This is a genomic window from Porphyromonas loveana (assembly GCF_003096695.1).
GTDB classification, from domain to species: Bacteria; Bacteroidota; Bacteroidia; order Bacteroidales; family Porphyromonadaceae; genus Porphyromonas; species Porphyromonas loveana.
The window spans coordinates 1-21964 of sequence record NZ_QEKY01000004.1 but is presented as its reverse complement, the minus strand read 5'-3'; the positions used below and the strand labels follow the sequence as shown (position 1 = coordinate 21964).

Annotated in this window: 16 protein-coding genes and 1 CRISPR repeat array; of the genes, 9 read left to right on the top strand and 7 right to left on the bottom strand. The window is 50.0% G+C overall.

Annotated elements, in window-relative coordinates; translation table 11 throughout:
• Nucleotides 1-3 precede the first annotated feature (3 nt).
• Together rocD and C7382_RS02790 are read right to left on the bottom strand one after the other, a co-directional pair.
• Entirely contained in the window at nt 4-1233 is a 1230-nt protein-coding gene (gene rocD, locus C7382_RS02795) for an ornithine--oxo-acid transaminase (RefSeq protein WP_116678800.1), read from the bottom strand.
• A gap of 205 nt (nt 1234-1438) precedes the next feature.
• Entirely contained in the window at nt 1439-1972 is a 534-nt protein-coding gene (locus tag C7382_RS02790) for a pyridoxamine 5'-phosphate oxidase family protein (RefSeq protein ID WP_243405637.1), read from the bottom strand.
• 135 nt (nt 1973-2107) lie between these two features.
• Between C7382_RS02790 and C7382_RS02785 the strand changes: the two genes are divergently transcribed.
• Nucleotides 2108-3064: a cation diffusion facilitator family transporter gene (locus C7382_RS02785; RefSeq protein WP_116678799.1), complete on the top strand. Its 957-nt coding sequence runs from the start codon at nt 2108-2110 to the stop codon at nt 3062-3064.
• On the opposite strand, the gene C7382_RS02780 is transcribed toward C7382_RS02785, so the two are convergent.
• Together C7382_RS02780 and C7382_RS02775 are read right to left on the bottom strand one after the other, a co-directional pair.
• On the bottom strand, nt 3061-3585 hold the full coding sequence (locus C7382_RS02780) for a hypothetical protein (RefSeq protein ID WP_116678798.1): 525 nt from the start codon (nt 3583-3585) through the stop codon (nt 3061-3063). The genes C7382_RS02785 and C7382_RS02780 overlap by 4 nt on opposite strands.
• Nucleotides 3586-3609: 24 nt before the next feature.
• Nucleotides 3610-5289, bottom strand: a complete 1680-nt coding sequence (locus C7382_RS02775; RefSeq protein WP_116678797.1) for a putative transporter — start codon at nt 5287-5289, stop codon at nt 3610-3612.
• A 1311-nt stretch (nt 5290-6600) separates the two neighbouring features.
• Nucleotides 6601-7150: a CRISPR direct-repeat array (repeat unit 37 nt; unit sequence CTATCTATACAGTATCAGTCTCAAAGGCTATCAAGAC).
• Between the two features lie 136 nt (nt 7151-7286).
• On the opposite strand from C7382_RS02775, the gene radC reads away from it, so the two are divergent.
• The 7 genes from radC (at nt 7287) to C7382_RS02735 (ending at nt 15758) form a co-directional block, all read left to right on the top strand.
• Entirely contained in the window at nt 7287-7979 is a 693-nt protein-coding gene (radC, locus tag C7382_RS02765; RefSeq protein ID WP_116678795.1) for a RadC family protein, read from the top strand.
• 181 nt (nt 7980-8160) lie between these two features.
• Nucleotides 8161-9831, top strand: coding sequence for an agmatine deiminase family protein (locus tag C7382_RS02760; RefSeq protein WP_116678794.1), 1671 nt, complete (start codon nt 8161-8163; stop codon nt 9829-9831).
• 153 nt (nt 9832-9984) lie between these two features.
• Complete coding sequence (locus tag C7382_RS02755) at nt 9985-10614, top strand: Crp/Fnr family transcriptional regulator (RefSeq protein WP_116678793.1); 630 nt, start codon at nt 9985-9987, stop codon at nt 10612-10614.
• Between the two features lie 152 nt (nt 10615-10766).
• Entirely contained in the window at nt 10767-12743 is a 1977-nt protein-coding gene (locus C7382_RS02750) for a glycogen debranching enzyme N-terminal domain-containing protein (RefSeq protein WP_116678792.1), read from the top strand.
• Nucleotides 12740-14002: a glycosyltransferase gene (locus C7382_RS02745; protein ID WP_116678791.1), complete on the top strand. Its 1263-nt coding sequence runs from the start codon at nt 12740-12742 to the stop codon at nt 14000-14002. Before C7382_RS02750 ends, C7382_RS02745 begins: the two co-directional genes overlap by 4 nt.
• Complete coding sequence (locus C7382_RS02740) at nt 13999-15285, top strand: glycoside hydrolase family 57 protein (protein ID WP_116678790.1); 1287 nt, start codon at nt 13999-14001, stop codon at nt 15283-15285. The genes C7382_RS02745 and C7382_RS02740 overlap by 4 nt, the downstream gene beginning before the upstream one ends.
• On the top strand, nt 15282-15758 hold the full coding sequence (locus C7382_RS02735) for a hypothetical protein (protein ID WP_116678789.1): 477 nt from the start codon (nt 15282-15284) through the stop codon (nt 15756-15758). The genes C7382_RS02740 and C7382_RS02735 overlap by 4 nt, the downstream gene beginning before the upstream one ends.
• Before the next feature lie 338 nt (nt 15759-16096).
• Here C7382_RS02735 and C7382_RS02730 read toward each other — a convergent pair whose 3' ends face one another.
• Nucleotides 16097-17110: an aspartate-semialdehyde dehydrogenase gene (locus C7382_RS02730; protein ID WP_116678788.1), complete on the bottom strand. Its 1014-nt coding sequence runs from the start codon at nt 17108-17110 to the stop codon at nt 16097-16099.
• 222 nt (nt 17111-17332) lie between these two features.
• On the opposite strand from C7382_RS02730, the gene C7382_RS02725 reads away from it, so the two are divergent.
• Nucleotides 17333-18895: a lamin tail domain-containing protein gene (locus C7382_RS02725; protein ID WP_116678787.1), complete on the top strand. Its 1563-nt coding sequence runs from the start codon at nt 17333-17335 to the stop codon at nt 18893-18895.
• 307 nt (nt 18896-19202) lie between these two features.
• Here C7382_RS02725 and C7382_RS02720 read toward each other — a convergent pair whose 3' ends face one another.
• Nucleotides 19203-21356, bottom strand: a complete 2154-nt coding sequence (locus tag C7382_RS02720) for a carbohydrate-binding domain-containing protein (RefSeq protein ID WP_116678786.1) — start codon at nt 21354-21356, stop codon at nt 19203-19205.
• Nucleotides 21353-21829, bottom strand: a complete 477-nt coding sequence (locus C7382_RS02715; protein ID WP_116678785.1) for a T9SS type A sorting domain-containing protein — start codon at nt 21827-21829, stop codon at nt 21353-21355. The genes C7382_RS02720 and C7382_RS02715 overlap by 4 nt, the downstream gene beginning before the upstream one ends.
• Nucleotides 21830-21964: the final 135 nt, after the last annotated feature.

Below are 21964 nucleotides of genomic sequence, written 5' to 3'. Positions count from 1 at the left end.
GGATTATTCCAGAATCTTGATTGACTCTTTGATGATCTCCACTGCTTCGGCCAGCTCCTCACGCGTGATGCATAGAGGCGGTGCCAAGCGGATGATATGGCGATGCGTGGGCTTGGCCAGCAGACCGCGCGCGGCCATCGCTTCGCATACGTCCCATGCTTCATGTCCATTGTGCGGCTCGATGACAATGGCATTGAGCATACCACGTCCGCGCACCAACTTCAAGAGCGGGCTTTGGATCTTGAGCAGTTCTCCACGGAAATACTGCCCCAACTCTTCGGCTTTCTCTGCCAGACGCTCTTCCTTCACCACTGTGAGGGCTGCGATGGCCACCTTACAAGCAAGGGGAAAACCACCGAATGTGGAGCCGTGCTCACCCGGCTTGATGGTGAGCATGATCTCGTCATCGGCCAATACGCAGCTCACCGGCAGCACACCACCGGATATAGCCTTACCGAGGACTACAATATCGGGGCGCACATTGTCATGGTCGCAGCAGAGCATACGTCCTGTACGGGCGATACCGGTCTGCACCTCATCGGCTACGAAGAGCACATTGTACTGACGACACAGCTCTGCCGCACGGCCGATATATCCGTCATCGGGAACAAAGACGCCGGCCTCACCTTGGATAGGCTCGGCCATGAAAGCGGCCACATGATCTTTGTGCTCTTGCAACGCTTTCTCCAAGGCGGGGATATCATTATAAGGAATGCGCACAAAGCCGGGCGTATAAGGACCATAGTCCGTGTAGCTGTCCGGATCTGAGCTCATAGATACGATACTGATGGTGCGGCCATGGAAGTTGCCATCACAGACGATGATAACAGCTTTTCCCTCGGGAATACCTTTGACGCGATAGCCCCAGCGGCGAGCCAGCTTGAGGGCTGTCTCCACAGCTTCGGCACCGGAGTTCATCGGCAACATCTTGTCGTAACCGAAGTAGTGGTGCATGAACTCTTCATATTCACCCAAACAATCATTGTAGAATGCACGCGAAGTGAGGCAGATCTTCTCGGCCTGCTCCTTCAGAGCTGTTACGATCTTAGGGTGGCAGTGTCCTTGATTGACGGCACTATAAGCCGAAAGGAAATCGAAATAACGCTTTCCGTCAACATCCCATACATAGGCTCCTTGCCCACGGGATAGAACGACCTCAAGCGGATGATAGTTGTGAGCACCATAGCGATGCTCAAGGTCAACGTGATACTTTGCTTTTTCTGACAAAACCATTTTGATGCGATAATAGATATTGGATGGTAAACAAAGACATGCCCGAGTGGCATGTCTTCTTTCCTTAAACACTGGTCAAAAAATTGGCCGCCTCAAATATAAGAAACAAATCAATTAGGTCTGTCATTTTGCAAAAGAATCAAGCCATTTAGATTCCTGACGCAAGCGCAGCGCAGGGGAAAAGCGTCAGATAGACAATAGGGCATCAGTCCGCGTGGACGAGCTTTTGCTTGGCTGTGATCGTTTCTATCGGGACGCGGTAGATAGCTGTATGAGGCAGTCCGCTCTGAATGGCGGCATCGAACAGAGACATCTTCGTCGGAGTATATTTCTCACAGATCAGACGCAGCGCATAGATCTGTTCTTCTACGTTTACGACACGTACCACATGGCCTCGCACGATAGCACTCTCAAACTCTGTTGTGAAGATGCGGCTGAGCATAGAACCGGACAAAGGTCCTGCCGAGAGATCGTCCAATTGTGCTTGGTTGTACCGATCCGGCACTTCTACCCTACCGACAAACGCAATGCAAACGAGTGGTTCCGGTGCAAACAAATCCACCTTCTGCCCCGCACGGGCTGAATGAAAATAGAGGTTGTCTCCGTCCCGAACGATGGAAAGCGGTATGGCATAGGGTTCCTGATCAGTCCCCACAACGGTGAGGACGCCGTATGCGGTGCTGTCGATCACAGCCAGACCAAACTCACGACTCTTCTCTCTGTCTTTGCGTCGCATCATAATAAGAAGTTTGATAAAATACCTCGGTGAATATACTGATTTTTGCATAAATGACGACAAAAGAAGACCTTTGCAATCATCAGCTTTCATCCATGAAGCTATCAAAGACATCAGATCAAAAAACAAACAGTAGTTATGGAAACACTAACACATGCCCATGCTTGCCATTCGGATCACAAGCACCACGGACATCACCATGGACACGGGCACCATCACCACCATCACAGGGACAGCGGAGGCAATTTACTCTTTGCTTTCGCCATGAACCTCTTCTTTGCCATCGTAGAGTTGGTAGGCGGTCTCTTCACCGGCAGCGTTGCCATCCTGTCCGATGCGCTGCATGACTTCGGCGACTCCATTTCGCTCGGTGTCGCATGGCGCCTGCAGAAGCTGTCGGAGAAAGGACGCGACGCCTCTTTCAGCTATGGCTACAAACGCTTCTCTCTCCTCGGAGCCTTGCTGATCTCACTCATTCTCCTTGTCGGCTCCGTCTTCGTCATCATGGCTGCCGTACAACGCCTTTCCGACCCTGGCGAACCCAAAGCAGGCGGCATGCTACTGCTCGCCATATTCGGGCTGGCGGTCAATGGCATCGCAGCTCTCAGGCTCAAAGGCAGCTCCTCGCTGAACGAACGAGCCGTCATGCTCCATCTCATGGAAGACGTGCTCGGTTGGGCAGCCGTCCTCGTGGTCAGCATCGTCATGCTATTTGTCGATCTGCCCATCCTCGACCCCATTCTCTCGCTCTGCATCACGGCATGGATACTATATAATGTATATGGCAATCTGCGCGACACCTTCAGAGTACTACTACAAGGAGTACCGGACGAAATCGATATGGAAGGGCTGAAGAAAGAGATATTGGCACTACCCCGCATACGGAGCGTGCACGACATCCATCTGTGGACGCTCGACGGCCAAACGCACGTGATGACCATACACATCGTTTACTGCCCCGAAGACTTTGCTTCGCCGATGGCTGTCTTCGAAATGAAAGAATCCGTTAGGGAGAAATGCAGCGCGCACGGCATACGTCACGCTACTATCGAACTGGATCCCGAGGGCTGTTCCTGCGGGATGGAAAGCTGCTAAGCCTCGGACTCCTCGACCCGTAGCGTCCAACGTCCTGTCAGCCGCAAGCCTTCTCCCGAAGGTTGGCGGCTGATTTCTTTTTCGTCACATACGACACGACTGCCGTAGGCTTCCTGCTCGGCCAACCAAGTGGCACCGGCTTTGAGCAGACGACAGCCTAATCTATACATCGACAAGCGGGATGGAGCAGCATCCGCATCGCTCCACTGCGTTGTAAGAACGATCTCCAGATCGCCCACCGGCTTACCGTCAGCACCGTCCTCGAAGAGCAGAGAGAAGTCGATCGTCGGATCGGCAGCAGCTATCCATCCGCCAAGAAGCGCCGTGACAGACTCGTACAAGACATCGGCCTCCTCATGGGTATAGAGGATGGCAGGATAAGTGCCGATGATGCCCACGGCTGCGAAGTAGTCCGTCCAATCGAAATGAGCGACCAATCGACCGATGGTCAGCCCCCCGGCACGCACATTGTGCTCGCCGAATACGATGAGCTCCTCTTCCCGCAAGCTGTTTGCCTCCATAGCTATCGACTTAAATCACCCTCGTCACGAGCAGAAGAAGAGGATGAGCAACTGGGCTGTGAGTACCCTCAGAAACATCGTAAGCGGATAGACCGTGGCATAGCCCACGGCGGAGCTATCATGATTGCCCGTATTGGTGGCATAGGCGAGTGCGGGTGGGTCGGTCATACTACCGGCCATCAATCCCATGAGGGTGAGGAAGTTCACCTTGCATCCCTTACGAGCTGTAAATCCGATAATGAGTAGTGGCAGCAGGGTGATCAGGATACCATAGCCCACCCATGTAAAACCGCCTTTATTGACTATTGTATCCACGAAACCGTCACCCGCTCCGATGCCTACACAGGCAAGGAAGATGGCGATACCGACCTCTCTGAGCATCAGGTTGGCGCTCGGTGTCGTATAAGTAACCAACTTATAGCGATAGCCGAAGCGACTGAGCAGGATAGCCACCACGAGGGGGCCGCCTGCCAAACCTAACTTCACCGGCTGTGGTATGCCGGGCAAGATGATGGGAATGGAACCCAAGAGGATACCCAGTCCTATTCCAACAAATATGGCGATCAGATTCGGTTCGTTCAGACGCTTCACCGAGTTACCGATCAGTTCCTCCACCTTCTGCATGCCCACTTCGCTACCGACTACGGTGATGCGGTCGCCCACCTGCAAGGGCAGGGAAGCAGAAGCCACCATCTCCACGCCGGCACGGTTCACACGCGTCACATTCATGCCGTGCAGCTTGCGTAGCTGCAAGGAGCCGAGCTTGCGCCCGTTCAGTTCGGACTTTGTGACGATGAATCGGCGACTGATCAGGTTGGTTTCGTTCGGGATCCACTGCTTGCGATCCATCTGCACCTCCGTCCCGATGAAGTTGATGATCATCGGAGCATTCTGTGGATTGGTAATGACAAAGATGCGGTCGTCTTCGTGGAGCACGGTATCGGAATGAGCCGGTGAGATATTGTTCGTGCGTGAGTCCATCGTGCGCGAGATCACGTAGTCGTGTTTCTTGAGCAGCTGATGCACTTCGCCCAGCGTCTTGGAGAAGACAGCCGGATTCTTCACCACCAGCGACAGCGCCATGGCCTGCGTCTCATCCTCTTGCTCCAGATGGTCCAGCACCTCTTTCTCGCGGTCCATATTGATACGGAAGATCGCACGGATGATCAGCATGGAAGTGATGATGCCCACCACCCCCAGAGGATAAGCCACAGCATAGCCGAGGGTGATCGTCGGATCGCTTGCCCCCGTCAAGTCGTGAAGGGTCTGCTCGGCAGCGCCGAGGCCCGGCGTATTGGTCACGGCACCCGAGAGGATGCCCACCATCGTGGACATGGGGAGCCCCGTCACGAAATGCAGCACAATGGACGTAACGACTCCCAACGACACCACTCCCACCGCCAGCATATTGAGCATGAGCCCGCCCTTACGGAGCGAAGAGAAGAAGCCGGGCCCCACCTGCATACCCACGGAATAGACAAAGAGGATGAGACCAAACTCCTTGAAAAAATGCTGTACATCGTGATTCAGATGCATGCCGAAATGCCCCAGAATGATCCCGACGAAAAGGACGAAAGTAACACCGAGAGAAACCCCGAAGATCTTGACCTTGCCCAACCAAATACCCAAGGCAATGGTAACGGCCACCAAGAGAATGGAGTGTCCCACCCCCGTACCGAATAGCAATTCATTCAGCCACTGCATATCATTCTATAGTTATGATGCCACCACGCACCCCCAAAGCTATCCCTCCGACACGAAACCAACGGTTTCTCACATGAGAGAGAGAAAGAGCCGAGAGCGATGCGACCTGTTTTTTTTATTGTTGTGATTTTTTCCATAAAAGGAGCTTTCAGCGCAAGAGAAGACCTCCAACGGCGAAAGCACGACAAAAATAGCACTTATTTGTTCGTGATCGTACGGAAACGCCTACAGGCTCTGTGATATGCCCCTAATCAGCGAGGAGGAGGAGAAGTGCTTCCTTTTTGCTACTTTTGTGCACCGATCGACCGTGCCACTACACATAAACAACTGAATATCAAGGCGCACCGACGAGTAAGATCGAAAAACAATACGTAGTAAATGGAAGCAACGATGAATCGCAATCTCAAGAACAGCAGCTATGGCTGTGTCCCTCTCCTTTTTCTTTCGATCTCCCATTATTCGTTGTTTTTCAGATGACGAATAGGACGTAGCAAACCCTCCCAAGTCATAGCAATTAGCATCAAGCACCCATTGAGTTCTGCTGCGAACTCAACGGGTGCTTCTTATTTTCTTACGCCCCGATACGGCTTTTGAGACCTGTAATAATTAGGTTTTTGAGATGTAACCTTTATAATTATCATTTCCAATAACGTAAAGTTTACATGGTGATCTTTATAAAGATTGAATGTAGGAATTATAAAGATGACATCTGAGAAGCCTAAAGGTCATCATCAAAAGCAAAAAGGCTCATTGTTCATCTCCGTTTCGCCCATCGACAGAGTCCCCAAAAGGCTGCTTAATTAGAATGAATCTAAAGAAGTCTTCGTTGTTGAAAACTTTTTTTGGCACACAAAAAGCGAAGAAACGAACATCAGAAAACACTCTAAAGACATCACCTACACCCTGTTTTCATTTTCGAATAATCTCGAAAGGCTTCCTGCCACTCTATTTATTGATTATCAGGCAGTTACTGCCTCACATGCTTTTGTCTGTTTTTCGAAATATGGAGAATTGGTTGTTTTTGCCTGTCATTTTCGAAGAAACGACCTTTTAGATCATTGTAACTCCTTGATAATCAAGGGGCATTTTTCGCATAATTCGAAAATCGAGAATTTGGCAATTTTATTTTCTCTTTTTTCGAATGATCAAAAACTTTATATATCTTTGTCACAGAATGAGATAAAGCCTGTCGGGAGAGGCTGAACGTTCATACATGAACATTTTTACCCCTCCATTTTCGAAGAAAACCAATAGGCTTGTTATCAGTCAGTTGCCCAATCAGGCGCTCTTTAACTTATTGATAATCAACTCCTATCTATACAGTATCAGTCTCAAAGGCTATCAAGACCGTATTTCTTCTGGAAACCGGATATCATATTATTAAACTATCTATACAGTATCAGTCTCAAAGGCTATCAAGACAGAGTGTAGCACTCGTTTGCTTATCTCTACAAATCTATCTATACAGTATCAGTCTCAAAGGCTATCAAGACAACTCAGAGCATTCTTCAAGAGTCATCTGTCTGTACTATCTATACAGTATCAGTCTCAAAGGCTATCAAGACAACTTCACCAGCGGTGAAAAATAGGCCTTTATTTCCCTATCTATACAGTATCAGTCTCAAAGGCTATCAAGACCTGTAGTTCCTCTCTCGCCCACATCCCCTCCCTGAGGGTCTATCTATACAGTATCAGTCTCAAAGGCTATCAAGACCTCACCCATTCATTCTGCACCTGCTCGTTTGAGCGGGCTATCTATACAGTATCAGTCTCAAAGGCTATCAAGACTTGCAAACCTAGTTTCTGGAAGAAGGTTTATCACAACTATCTATACAGTATCAGTCTCAAAGGCTATCCATAACAACAGCGCCCTGCAAGAATATCATTGGCAAGAGTAGCTATTTTTTGTCCGTTTATTGTGGAGATGGATATTTTGCACAGAAGCCAAAACAAGTATTTTTGCCCTCTGTCCGAGAGCTATTGACACGACTACCTATATGAAGAAAATGACCATCAAAGAACTGGACGAAGCCGACCGACCGCGCGAAAAGATGATGCGGCTTGGTGCTCGCAGCCTGTCGGATGCCGAGCTACTCGCCATCCTTATCGGTTCGGGCAACGACAGACAAACAGCAGTCCAGCTTGCACAAGAGATATTGGCACGAATGGACCATAGCTTGCCACGCTTGGCCAAATGCGAACTCCACGAGCTGACCCAGCCATTCCGAGGCATGGGACCCGCCAAGGCTGTCACCATCATGGCAGCCATGGAACTCGCTCGCAGGACACCTGCCCGCGAAATGCCACGCAAAGAGATAGTAAATAGCAGCCGCGCAGCCTACCGCGCCATCAGTCCCTACCTCACCGACCTGCCACAGGAAGAGATGTGGGTGCTGCTACTCAATCAGGCAGGCAGAGTAATAGCCACAGAAAACCTCAGTCGCGGAGGCATATCGGAGACCTCGGTGGATGTGCGACTCATCATGCACAAAGCCATCTCACATCTGGCATCGGCCATCATCTTGGCTCACAACCACCCTTCCGGCTCCTTACAGCCGAGCGAGCAGGACATTGCGCTCACCCGCAGAGTGGAGCAGGCAGCACAATTGATCGGCTTCCGGCTCAACGACCACCTCATCATAGGCGACGACGGGGCCTACTACAGCTTTGCCGACGAGGGGAGACTCTGAAGCGAGACTACCTCATGCCCGCGAAAAAATAGCACCTCCGATAATACCGTCTCATGATTTCTTATAATTTTACGCGCAGCTTTCCCCTTCGTATCATAAAAAATGGCCAAAGCGGAAGGCCTGACCCAGGGTCATCGCTACGAAAAAAAATGTTCTAACACATAATATAATACGTATCACAATGAAAAAGCTCTTACAAGCTAAAGCAATGATGCTGGCATTGGGACTACTCCAACTGCCCGTAATCGCCCAGACTCAGACCCAGGTAAATGGGAAGACCGTCATGCTTGCAACGGAAGAAATGCAACGCGCTTTCCAGGAAACCAACCCGCCGGCAGGTCCGGTCCGTGCCATCGCCGAATACGAACGTGCTGAGGCTGTCTTGGTACGATATCCGTTTGGTATCCCCATGGATCTGATCAAAGAATTGGCCAAGAAAGACAAGGTAATTACCATCGTGGCCAACGAAACTCAGAAGACCACAGTGACCAACCAGTACACACAGAACGGTGTAAACCTGAGCAACTGCGACTTCATCATCGCTCCCACCAACTCCTACTGGACGCGCGACTACACCGGCTGGTTCATGATGTATGACACCAACAAAGTAGGGCTCGTGGACTTCATTTACAACCGCCCCCGTCCTCAAGACGATGACTTCCCCAAATACGAAGCTCAGTATCTCGGCATCGAAATGTTCGGTATGAAGCTCAACCAAACAGGTGGTAACTATATGACAGACGGCTATGGCACAGCAGTGCAATCGCACATCGCCTACACAGAGAACTCTTCTCTGTCAGAAGCTCAGGTCAATCAGAAGATGAAAGACTACCTCGGCATCACGAATCACGACGTAGTACAAGACCCCAACAACACCTATATCGATCACGTGGACTGCTGGGGCAAGTATTTGGCTCCGAACAAGATCTTGATCCGCAAGGTGCCCACTTCTCACGCACAGTACCAGGCCGTAGAGGATATGGCTGCCTACTTTGCCGCCAAGACTTCTCCCTGGGGCACGAAGTACGAAGTGTATCGCTCGGAAGTGACCAACGAGCAGCCGTACACCAACTCGCTCATCCTCAACGGACGCGTATTCGTACCCATCAGCGGTAACACAACGGTGGACAACGCCGCCCTCGAAGTGTACAAGAAGGCAATGCCCGGCTACGAAATCATTGGTGTCAAAGGTGCATCGGCAACTCCCTGGCTCGGCACAGATGCCCTGCACTGCCGCACGCACGAAGTAGCTGACAAAGGTCTCCTCTACATCAAGCATTACCCCATGCTCGGCGAACAAGCAGGCCCCAACTTCAAGATCGAAGCCGATGTGATCTCTTGCGCCGGAGCGACCATCTCTCCCGTACAATGCTACTACCGCATCAACGGTGCAGGCAGTTTTGTAGCTGCAGATATGACGCTTGAGAGTGCCGGTCATTACACCTATAGCTTCACCGGTCTGAACAAGAACGACAAAGTGGAGTACTACATCTCGGCTGCTGACAACAGCGGCCGCAAAGAAACTTATCCGTTCATCGGCGAACCCGATCCGTTCAAATTCACTTGCATGCACGAGACCGGTATCGAAGCCATTGCTGCTGAAGCCCAACCGCTGCGTGCATGGTTCAATGCCAACCACTCTGAACTGGCTATCTCACTGAGCGTACCCGTTTCCGGACAATACCAAGTAAAGTTGTACAACGTAGCAGGCGAAGAAGTAGCAGCCACAGCCAAGCAGGCGGTAGCCGGCACCTCTGTCTTCTCTATGGACGTATATGCTCTTGCATCCGGAGCCTATATCCTCCTTGTAGAGGGCAATGGCAGCAGACATTCTTTGAAGATCATGAAGTAACATCGGATCTCGACAGAGACCAATCAACAAACGACAAGAGAGGGGAAGCCGGAATGAAATTTCGGGCTTCCCCTCTTTCTGTTCAGATAGGCGAACGAGGAAAAACGGATTATTCGCCCTACATTTACATTAGATAACAGAAGAGATTCACGCATGGAAGAACTCATCTATAAGACCTATGGCGGTATATTCGAAAAAGCGCTCGTGGAGGAAATAGCCTCGACAGCCCAACTCGTAGAATTTCACGAAGGCGATATCCTCATCGACATAGGTAAGTACATCAAGACAATGCCCCTGCTGATAAGCGGAGCCATACGGATCATGCGCGAAGACTTCGATGCAGGCGAACTGCTCCTCTATTTCTTGGAGAAAGGCGACACTTGTGCGATGACACTGGCCTGCTGCATGGGCTACAAGAAGAGCCAGATACGTGCCGTGGCAGAGAACGACGGACTCGTGGCGATGATCCCTATAGGCAAGATGGAGGAATGGTTGGGGCGTTATAAGTCGTGGCGAGCCTTTGTCTTCGAGAGCTACAACAATCGCCTGCAGGAGATGCTCACCGCCATCGACAGCATCGCATTCCTCAAAATGGACGAGCGACTATACAATTATCTCTTGGAGAAAAGCAAGATAAACGGATCCAAGACCATTACCCAGACGCATCAGGAGATCGCCAACGATCTGAACAGCTCTCGCGTAGTTGTCTCCCGCCTTCTCAAAGCCCTCGAAAACGAAGGACGCATCCGTCTCAACCGAAACAACATCCTCCTCATCGACTAATCCCGTCCCCAAGCTTCCTCTTTGGAGAAGCGATTCTACCACATGAACCGCATGTAAACGATGTCATTATAGTAACGGATACGGCATCATGTCTCAGATTTATTGCTACATTAGCGAAAACAACAGTCCGTAGAGGAGAGAAAGTAGAGACGATGAGTTATCTCAAATTCGACAAAACGCTCTTGGCGAATCTGGACGAATCGCTACAGCGTGAATACATCCGCACCAACCGAAAAGGAGCTTATGCAAGTTCGACTATAGTAGGCTGCAATACACGCAAGTATCATGGCCTATTGGTCGTGCCCATCCCCGAACTGGGCGATCAGAATCGTGTATTGCTCTCTTCGTTAGACCTGACCATCGTTCAACACGGAGCTGAATTCAACGTAGCTGTCCACCACTACAAAGGGGGCGTCATCAGCCCGAACGGGCACAAATACATACGCGAACACAATGTAGATGTAGTGCCTGCGACGGTATTCCGCGTTGGTGGCGTCATCCTCAAACGCGAGCAGGTATTCTGCCACTACATCAACCGCGCCATCATCAAATATACCCTGATAGAAGCCAATAGCGATACGCTGCTTCGCTTCCGCCCACTGTTGGCTTTTAGGAGTGTACGTGCTCTGACGCATGAGAACGGTCAGATCAATCGCGATCATGTCCCTGCTCGCAACGGCATTGGCGTCAGCTTATACAACGGTTATCCTCACCTCTTCATGCAGTTCAGTAAGGAACCGCAATACATTGAAGGGGGATGCTGGTACAAGGATTTTGAATACGCCAAAGAAAGGGAAAGAGGATACGAGTGCACGGAAGATCTGTATATGCCGGGGATATTCGAGATACCTATTAAGAAAGGTGAATCTCTCTACTTTGCTGCCGGTCTTGAAGAAGCCAATCCCAACACGCTGCGAACGACCTTTGCCAAGGAGGTGAAAGAGCGTATTCCCAGGGAAGACTTCTTCAGTTGTCTCAGGAATGCAGCTCACCAGCTTTACTATCGCCCCACCCCTGAAGACGGCTACCTGCTTGCAGGCTATCCGTGGTTTGGTGTGCGTGCTCGCGACTTACTCGTTGCACTACCCGGATGTACACTATGCGTAGATGCTCCCGAGCGATTCGAGCGCATCATGAACACGATAGTACCTGTTATGCAACGCTTCATGCAGGAGCAGGAGCATTGTGGCACGATACAAGGGCTACACGAACAGGACATAGGTTCTTGGGCTATATGGGTGGTGCAACAGTATGCCCGCAGAAACGGTATAGAGGAAGCGCGTAGGTTCGGAGCATTCGTTCGAGAGGTGGCAGACTACTATCTCTCCAATCAACACCCAACGGTACGCGTTCGTGAGAACGGATTACTGTATGCCACCGGCAATGGCGAACCTCTGGGTTGGATGGATGCGAAGCTGAACGGACGTGCCGTTATCCCTCGCGAAGGCTATCTTGTGGAGCTGAATGCGCTATGGTACAATGCGCTCTGCTTCGATCGCGAACTCAACGGAGCAAGACCAGAGACAGACAGCCTGATCTCCCGCATAGAGCAATCATTCCCCGATGTTTTCCTCAACTGCTACAATTATCTCTTCGACTACGTACAGGACGGCAAGCCACAAGACTGGAGCGTCCGCCCCAATATGCTCTTTGCAGCCTCTCTACCCTACACACCACTACAGAGACGCCAGCAGTTGCATGTTTTGGAGATTACCACCCGCGAACTCCTCACCCCTAAGGGCATTCGCACTCTAAGTCCCAAAAGCGAGGGCTACCAGCCCCACTGTCAAGGCAAACAAGAGGATCGTGAATTGGCTTATTATAATGGGTCGGCTTGGCCCTGGCTCTTAGGTCAATACACAGAAGCCTACCTGCGACTATACGGGAACAGCGGAGTGGCATTCTTGGAAAGGATGCTCATCGGGATGGAAGAAGAGTTGCAGATGCATGGTGTAGGCACTATCTCGGAGCTGTTCGACGGCAATCCGCCGTTCACAGGTCGTGGAGCCATATCTTTCGCCATGAGCGTGGGAGAAATACTGAGAGCCAAAGAGCTACTCAACCAGACCGAACACGGCATGCACCCAGATACTCATCATATGTACAGCTATACGAAGTGGAAAATATGAAGGCATTGATGTTCGGATGGGAGTTTCCCCCACACATTCTCGGAGGATTGGGTACGGCGAGCTACGGCCTCACAAGGGGTATGGCTATGCAGCCGGACATGGACATTACCTTCGTCATCCCCAAGCCTTGGGGCGACGAAGATCAAAGTTTCCTCCACATCATCGGTGCCAACTGCACACCGGTGGTCTACAAGTCGGTAAACGAAGGAGAGGTGGAGCAACTACTGGGTAATCGTATGGGCCGACAGACATACAACGAGCTACGCAACCATATATATGCCGACTTCAGTCACAAGCATACAGATGCGCTGGGCTGTATAGAGTTCTCGGGGCGCTATCCAGACAATCTGCTCGAAGAAATCAACAACTACTCCATCGTCGCCGGCGTCATCGCTCGAACGATCCCCTGCGACGTCATCCATTCACACGACTGGCTCACCTACCCCGCCGGCATACATGCCAAAACCATCACAGGCAAACCCCTCGTCATACACGTACATGCCACTGACTTCGACCGCAGCCGTGGTAACGTCAATCCGCAAGTATTCGCCATTGAGAAGGACGGCATGAATCATGCAGACCATATCATCACAGTAAGCAATCTGACACGGCGTACCGTCATTGAGAAGTATGGACAAAACCCGGACAAGGTCACGACCGTACACAATGCTGTAGAACCTTTGGCTCCTGCCATCTTGGCACTCCCGGATCGGCGTGGCGTAAAAGAGAAAGTGATCACTTTCCTCGGACGCATCACCATGCAGAAGGGTCCCGAATACTTCGTCGAGGCTGCTGCCAAGGTGTTGAAACACACCGAGAATATCCGCTTCGTCATGGCCGGCAACGGAGATATGATGAACGAGATGATCAGGTTGGCAGCACGACATAAAATTGCTCACCGTTTCCACTTCACCGGATTTATGAAAGGCAATCAAGTGTACGAAGTATTCAAGGCCAGCGATGTCTATGTGATGCCCTCGGTATCGGAGCCTTTCGGCATCTCTCCTTTGGAGGCCATGCAGTGCGGAGTGCCATCCATTATCTCTAAGCAAAGTGGTTGCGCGGAGATTCTCGACTATGCTATCAAAGTGGACTATTGGGACATCGATGCCTTGGCCGACGCCATGTATGCCCTCATCGCCTATCCCGAACTCCATACTTTCCTACGCGACGAGGGACTGCGTGAGGTGAACAACATCAAATGGGAAACTGCAGGACAGAAGGTACGTGACATATATAATAAAATAACAGAACGATGAAACATATCTGCCTATACTTCCAGCTACATCAGCCATTCAGGCTGAAGCGATACCGATTCTTCGACATCGGGAATGATCACTACTACTACGATGATTTCCGCAATGAGGAGATCATGAGGCAGATAACGCAAAAGTGCTATCTGCCGGCCAACCGTCTGATGAAAGAAATCATTGCGGAGCATCCCTCATTCAGGGTCTCATTCTCCATTTCAGGCACGGCTCTCGAACAGCTCGAATCCTATTCACCGGAAGTTCTGGATTCATTCCGCGACTTGGCAGCGACAGGACAAGTAGAGTTTCTGGCCGAAACCTATGCCCACTCTCTGTCATCGCTATATGATGTAGAGGAGTTTTACAACCAAACGATGATACACAGTCGTCGCATGGAGGAACTCTTCGGCCTTAAGCCGAGAGTATTACGCAACACAGAACTGATATTCTCCGATGAGATCGCTACCCAAGTAGCCGAGATGGGTTTCCGTGTTATGCTGACGGAGGGTGCCAAGCACATCCTCGGTTGGAAGAGTCCGAACTATCTGTACAAAGCGGCATCCGCTCCGGACTTGACTTTGCTGCTGCGCAATCCCCGTCTAAGCGATGCCATTAGTGCCTTATTCTCGCGCTACGACTGGAACGAATTCCCGCTGACGGCTGACAAGATGATACGCTGGATAGGCGAGACTCCCGAAGAGGAGCAGATATTCAATCTCTTCATGAACTACGAAGTTCTCGGTTCGCTGCATCCGCAGGAGACAGGGATATTCGACTTCTTCCGCGCACTCCCCGTACTGGCAGCCAAGAGCGAAATTGTGAGCTTCGCCACTCCATCGGAATTGATAGACACCTATCAACCTGTGGCCAAATTCTCTGCCGTCTATCCTATCAGCTGGACCGGTGAAGAGAAAGACGTGGCTACATGGCTTGGCAATGTGCTGCAACAGGGGGCACGCGACAAACTCGAACAATGGGGCGAGCGAGTACGTATGATAGACGACCAACGTCTGCTGCAAGACTGGCTCTATCTGCAGAGTGCCGACCACTTCTACTACATGAAGACGCGTGGAGGCGATGCAGGTAATTTCAGCCCATACGATACGCCCTACGATGCTTTCAATAATTACATGAATGTACTCAGTGACTTTCTGCTTCGAGTGGAGGCGCGCTACCCCTCCACCATTGAGAACGAAGAGTTGAAAGCCCTACTGACTACAATCAAAAATCAGGATAAACAAATAAAAAAATTAGAGGAAACTGTCAAACGACTAAAAACGAAAACAGTATGAAAAAGGTAATTCTCAGCATGGTCATCATTTTGGCCGGCATCTTCACAATGAATGCACAGAGTGCTATTCGCAAAGGAGATTTATTGGTTAATATCGGCATGGGTATCGGTTCTCACCATGGCTCGGCGGCTTTTATGCCCACGGCTGATTTGGAAGCCGGAATTTTGACCGGTATCGCCGGTGGCAAAGGAGCCTTCACCACAGGAGGTCGCTTAGGCTATTATGGTACAGAGTACAACTTATCGGCAGTGATTTTGGCTACAAAGCTTGATTTCCACTACCAATTGGCATCAAGTGTTGACGGTTACATCGGTCAGACACTCGGAGGATATTTCGGCAATGACACGGGCTTTGTCTATGGTCTTCATCTCGGAGCTCGTTTCTACATACAGCGCGATTTTGCACTGTTCTCAGAGGTCTCTGCCGGTTGGGCTACACCTTTTGTTTTGGTTGGTGTCTCTTTCAGATTATAAAGCCGGAGGATTGAGAGTTTGTTTCGGCTATCTGGGGATAGTAAACATTGTTGAACAACATGTTTATTTACTTGGTAGTGTGTCGGTTTTGTCCGACTTTTGCGTCCGGTAAGCCGAAAGATCTTCTCAATACCTAAGGACTATTTACTATAGAAAAGAACCTACGAGGCTGCCTCTTCCGTATTTTCTCGGATGGCAGCCTTTTCTCTTTCTGAAGGACATCTATTAAGCAATTAACCGTTTTCAACATATAAAAAGAAACGAGACTGTGCTCGGACGCTAAGTTCCGTGACACAGTCTCGTTCGCTTTTTATAATGCTTTGTGTGACTTACTGCTATTAGCGGTCGAAATGTCCTTTAGCGATGAGATACTCGGCTATCTGAACAGCATTGAGTGCTGCACCTTTACGGATCTGATCCGACACACACCAGAAAGTCAAGCCATTGGGATTGGCCAGATCCTCTCTGATGCGTCCCACGATTACTGGATCCTGCTCTGTTCCATACAAAGGCATTGGATACTGTCGCTTTGCAGGCTCATCACAGAGTAAGACTCCCGAGGCATTGGCAAAAGCTTTCCGTGCCTCCTGCGGGCTGATCGGTCGCTCGGTCTCTACCCACACAGCCTCCGAATGTGCCCTCATGACAGGTACTCGCACACAAGTGGCGCTCACCAACACATCGCTATGCATGATGCGCTTGGTCTCACGATGCATCTTCATCTCCTCCTTGGTATAGTCGTTGTCCATAAAGACATCGATCTGAGGAATCAGATTATACATCAATTGATAAGCAAACTTATCGACCGTAGGATTCTCGCCATGTGCCAACTGAGCAGCCTGCTGTTCCAATTCGGCCATTCCCAACGCACCCGCTCCACTGGCTGCTTGGTAGGTAGCCACATGTACACGCTTGATGTGGGATAACTTCTCTATTGGCTGGAGAGCTACGACAAGCTGGATCGTAGTACAATTGGGATTGGAGATGATATTGCGAGGGTGAACAAGCGCATCATCACCATTGACCTCAGGAACGACAAGAGGCACATCCTCCTCCATACGGAATGCACTGGAATTGTCTATCATCAGCGTACCATGACGCGTAATGGTATCGGCAAATGAGATGGAAGTATCACCGCCGGCCGAACAGAAAGCAATATCTATACCCTTGAAATCATCGTTGTCCTTCAGCTTGCGGACTACGTACTCCTTCCCCTTGAAAGAATAGGAAGTACCTGCACTCCGAGAAGAACCGAAGAGGTATAGCTCATCCACGGGGAAGTCTCTCTGCGACAATACTCGTAGGAACTCTTGTCCTACAGCTCCACTCGCACCTACAATCGCTATTTTCATTTTTGCTGTCTATTGTTTTCTATTGAACATTTGCAACGTCTTCTCGGTTTTCGGCAAGCAAAAAAATTAGAAACAAAAGGAAAACTCTCTGCACCTCATTCTTTAACTCATTACCTTTGTCCGCCGCAAGCACGATGGCACAATATGCATATCGCGCAATAACAACGTACAAAAGTACGGAAAAACCACACTTAAGATAAATAATACATCATCCAGTAATACATGATACGACGACTATTCGTATGGATATGCCTGTTGAGCGTGATATGTCCACCCCTTTTGGCTCAATGGAGTGAGGACTTTGACGAGATTACCCAACTCACTTCGCCACCTTGGCGAGGACAAATAGAGGACTTCACCATCCTCAAAAAACAACTCAGGCTTTACGTCGAAAACCCCGAAGATGTGAACGAATCGCGAATAGCTGTCTCCGTCCCATATTCGCAGAGCATGACTTGGCGTGGATATGTCAAATTGGATTTCCGCCCCACGGCCAATAATTATCTCTACTGTTACCTCTACTGCTATAACGAAGTGAGCGACACAGAGTTCGACTACGTAGCACTGCGCTGGGGAAGTGGCTCCAAGGGTGTGGATCTCGTGGATGTACGCCTCACCATTTTGCCGTCAGGTGCAAGCCAGATAGTCCGTGCTGACCTCCTCATTGACGGAAGCGCATATCCATTGGGGCAGAAATCCAAGATAACTTTCCACACCACCTATGAGACGGGGAAGGGCTGGAATCTATGGCTCCGCGGAGAAGAAGAAACCGCTGATCAGATAGTCCACATTGGTCAGTCCGCATTCGACAAAGAATCTCCCTTCGAACTTGGCGGGCTGGGCATTGACTGTTTTTACACCAAGAGCCGCGCCAAAGCCTTCACATTCGATAACCTCAGCGTTATGCCCGGTGCCAATCCTCCCACAGAAGAGGAAGAAGAAGAGGATCCTACCTTGTTGGGACAACCCACCCTCAACGAGTTGATGGCAAACCCATTGGTCGATGCCAGTGAATACATTGAATTGTACAACCCCTCTGACCAACCTGTCGTGCTCAGCAAATTCGCCATCGGTCTACGCATGAATGGTCAATACCCCTCCATTATCCCCCTACCGACGGCAGTTGATACACTCCGACCGGGCGAATATATCGTTCTGACCAAAACCGCAGCAGGCGTAACAGATTTCTATCCTCAAGCCCAGAATGTAGTGACAATGGAGAACCTCCCGCAATTGGCAAATAAAGGTTTTACCATCGGTTTGTTTGCTATCAATGACACGCAGCCTCTCGAAGAAGTAGTGTACACGCCCCAAATGCTGGGGACAGGCAATGTGACCAGACGAGGCGTAGCACTTGAACGCATCTCTTTCGAGCAACCGGCGTCGGACTCGACTAACTGGGCAGGAGGGCTCCAATCCGCGGGATATGCCACACCAGGCTATATCAATTCGCAATCAACTAACGCTGACACGACCCAACTGGAAGTGCCCCCTGCTGAAGAAGCCGAAGGTAACGGCCCCAGCTATTTAGATCCCAAGAGAATAGCAACCGAAATAAACGCTCTTCCCCAGGGGTCTCTTTGCGGTAGCGTCCTATATCTGCTATCGGGACATGCCGTCAAGTATATCAATGGCAATGCCACGAAACGATGGTGCCGCCACTTCTTAGATGGTAAACCTCTAAGGCAAGCTCTCGATCTCAAGAGTGGCACCTATATGATTGTGGTCTGGATCCAACGTCCGGACAGACCAATCTACCCGCGCAAATGCATCATCTCTCTTTAAGCACGATAACCAAAAACAGAATCCACAATCAATAGAATCATCTGCTCTTAAATGATAAGAGACTGTATCGAAACGGATATTTCGATACAGTCTCTTTGGCTTTGTTTGAAAGAAAAGGGCTATCCTTTACTAAGGACATTTCTGTCCTCTACTGCGGACACAAATGTCCTTTATTGAGGACAGAAGTATCCTTTATAAAGAAATATCTATAGAAAAGCCAATCCGCGCAATTGCATACGAAAAAGAGGGAGTGCCGGAACACCTACGTTCAGACACCCCTCTTAGCCATGATGCGAATAAATGGTGATTACCAACCACCACCGCCGGTATTGCCGACAGTGGTTACCATACCATTGATTGTGAAGGTGGTAGCCTGCGTACCACCACTATAGGTACCTCCCTCGTACCATCCGTTGAATTCATCGGTAGCTCCCGTGATTGTGCCACCCTTATAGAGGGCATAAGAACCATTGGCGAGACTGGGATTGCTAAAGAGGAGAACGACATTGCTGTAGGCACGAGGGATCTTATAAACAAGGACGGGCTGCCCCGAAGAGTTAAGCACCGCAACAAGCTGACCATTGGAAGCCGTACCCTTGTAGACAACTGATCGCTGTGTGCTCACGCTGGCAGTTGGACTGCTCGTGGCACCTCCTATGCCTATGATAGTGCCACCTGTGATGGTAAACTGATTGTTGTCACAGTCGATACCTGCCTCTGGTGCACCTGCACCGGAAGCAACAATGAGACCACCACTGATACTGATCGTACCATTCGAATCGATGGCATCGTTGTTCGATGCATAACAATAAATGCGTCCACCTGTGATTACGACTGACGAAGAGGCATTGATGCAGTCATCATAGGTTTGGATATCGAGGTTACCACCATTTATAGTCATTACGGCCTTACTCTCGAGCCCCTCACCACCTTCTTTGGTAGTGGTGATAACGATGGTGCCGCTATTGACGGTCACATTGGCATCACTCTTGATTGCCTTAGCATTGGCATAGTCGGTATTGTTTCCGGAGCCGGATACATAAAACTGATCACCTGTCGTACTGGCATTAATCGTAGGACCGGTCGAGCTAACGGATTCGCCGATTATAAGATCGCCATCTACCGAGATACACTTACCGGCAGCGCCAGAGCTGCTCACCGTAATCGTACCGCCGTATAGGTAGCAGTTTCCATCAGGCGAAATACCGGTGGCAGAGTACGAATCGAGTACGCCGTCGGGATCCGTATAGGTAGAACCACCGCCCGAGAGGGTGATACCAAGCTCACCACCTGTCATCGTGAAACTTCCATCAGGAGAGATACCCTTACCGGCAACACCCGTAGAGATGATCGTAACTTTACCTCCTGAAATGGTAACATCTGTGTCTGCTTTGATGGCAGTACAGTATGAAGGATCGTAACCAGATCCATCCGCCTCCAAGACTACACCACCCGAAGTTGTAAATGTAATGGTTCCTCCGGAGATCGTTGTAGCCTGACCTGATTTGAATCCTTTGGACTGATTGCCTGTCACGGTCACATCTATCGTACCGGAAGTAATCTTAATGTCAGTACCCGCCTTAACGCCCTTGACATCGTGCGAGGGAGCGTTTACCTTGAGCATACCGCCACTAACCTCCACAGTCTCATCGGCATCAATCCCATCTGCCGTAGAACTGAGCGTCACGGAGCCTCCTCCTTGATAGTAATAAACAGTATGGATGGCATCGTTGGTAGCACCTGACACAATAAGCGTACCATCCGAGATTTCAACAGCCGTATCAGAACAAACGGCATGATTATTATTGCCTTGTACTGTCAGACTTCCGGACCCGACTAAGATAATCTCTCCTTCACTGAAGAAAGTTCCCTTCTGATCCTCTGTGCTGGTAGCATAAGTGGCACCGTCAGTAAGCGTATTGGCCGTTCCGTTTACCAAATTGACAATACACTCCACATCAGACTGAGAGTTGATAGCCGGGCCATCACCGTTCGTAATGGATACACCATCGAGATAGAGATTGAAGAGGCTGCTGCTGTAGATCTTGAACGAGCCATCGGCCGTACTTCCCGAGAGCCGGCACACGAGTGACTCGTCTGTGAGAGTAGAATTCACGACTACATCAGCACCATTTACCGTCACGGTAACACCTTTGGTTTCAAAGGGATTGACTACCGTTACCGTGTTGCCATCGTAAATCACCGACACCTCTGTCGAAGTCACTTGCAGGAAAGAAAGGCTATCCACTGTATTGGTCGCATAGTCCACGACGGAGCCGTCCAGCTTGTTCAGGTGCATGGTAGCACCGTCTGCCGAGAAAGTGATATTGTCTATCACGGATACGTCCACCACATCCTGCGTGCCATCAGACTTGTGAATCCTCAGATAGTCTTGGGCAAACATAAAAGACACCAGACCAACTAAGACCGATGCCAACAAGATAGAAAAGAGCTTTTTCATCGCTTCACGAGTTTAGACGTTAGACCATTGGCGCGCACCAAATAGGAGCCTGCGGCCAAACCACCTACATTGAGCATTGGCGACTTGGCATCCACCTCACCGGAAAATACAAGCATACCGTCCAAACGGTAAATCGAAACTACCGATACGCCCATCGGCAAACCTTGGAACCTGATAACATCTTCCGCCGGATTGGGGAAAATGCTCAGCTGATTGGCTCCGAAATTCGCCACAGTGGGCATCGAAGTTGTGAGATCGAATGTGATTTTTGTCACATTGTTGATAGATACGGTCGACTCCGAGGTCCCATTCCACAGGGTCATCGTGCTATTGCTGCCAAACGTGATCTTCGCATTTGCCAGATCTGCCGACAGAGTCCCCCCATTGCCGAGGAATACGGTCAGCGACTGGGCACTCATGCTGAACGAACCTGTCACTGCCAGCAAGAATAGTGCCACTAAAAAACGCTTCATAATCGTCTTATATAGTCGTCCCTTAAAATTCGTTTTAATTTCTGATATTCAGCAAATTAGTTTGCGAATATCTTTGCTAAATCTGCAAGTTTTCTTATCTTCATAGCAGAAAACTTGCAGATTTTATGATTAAAA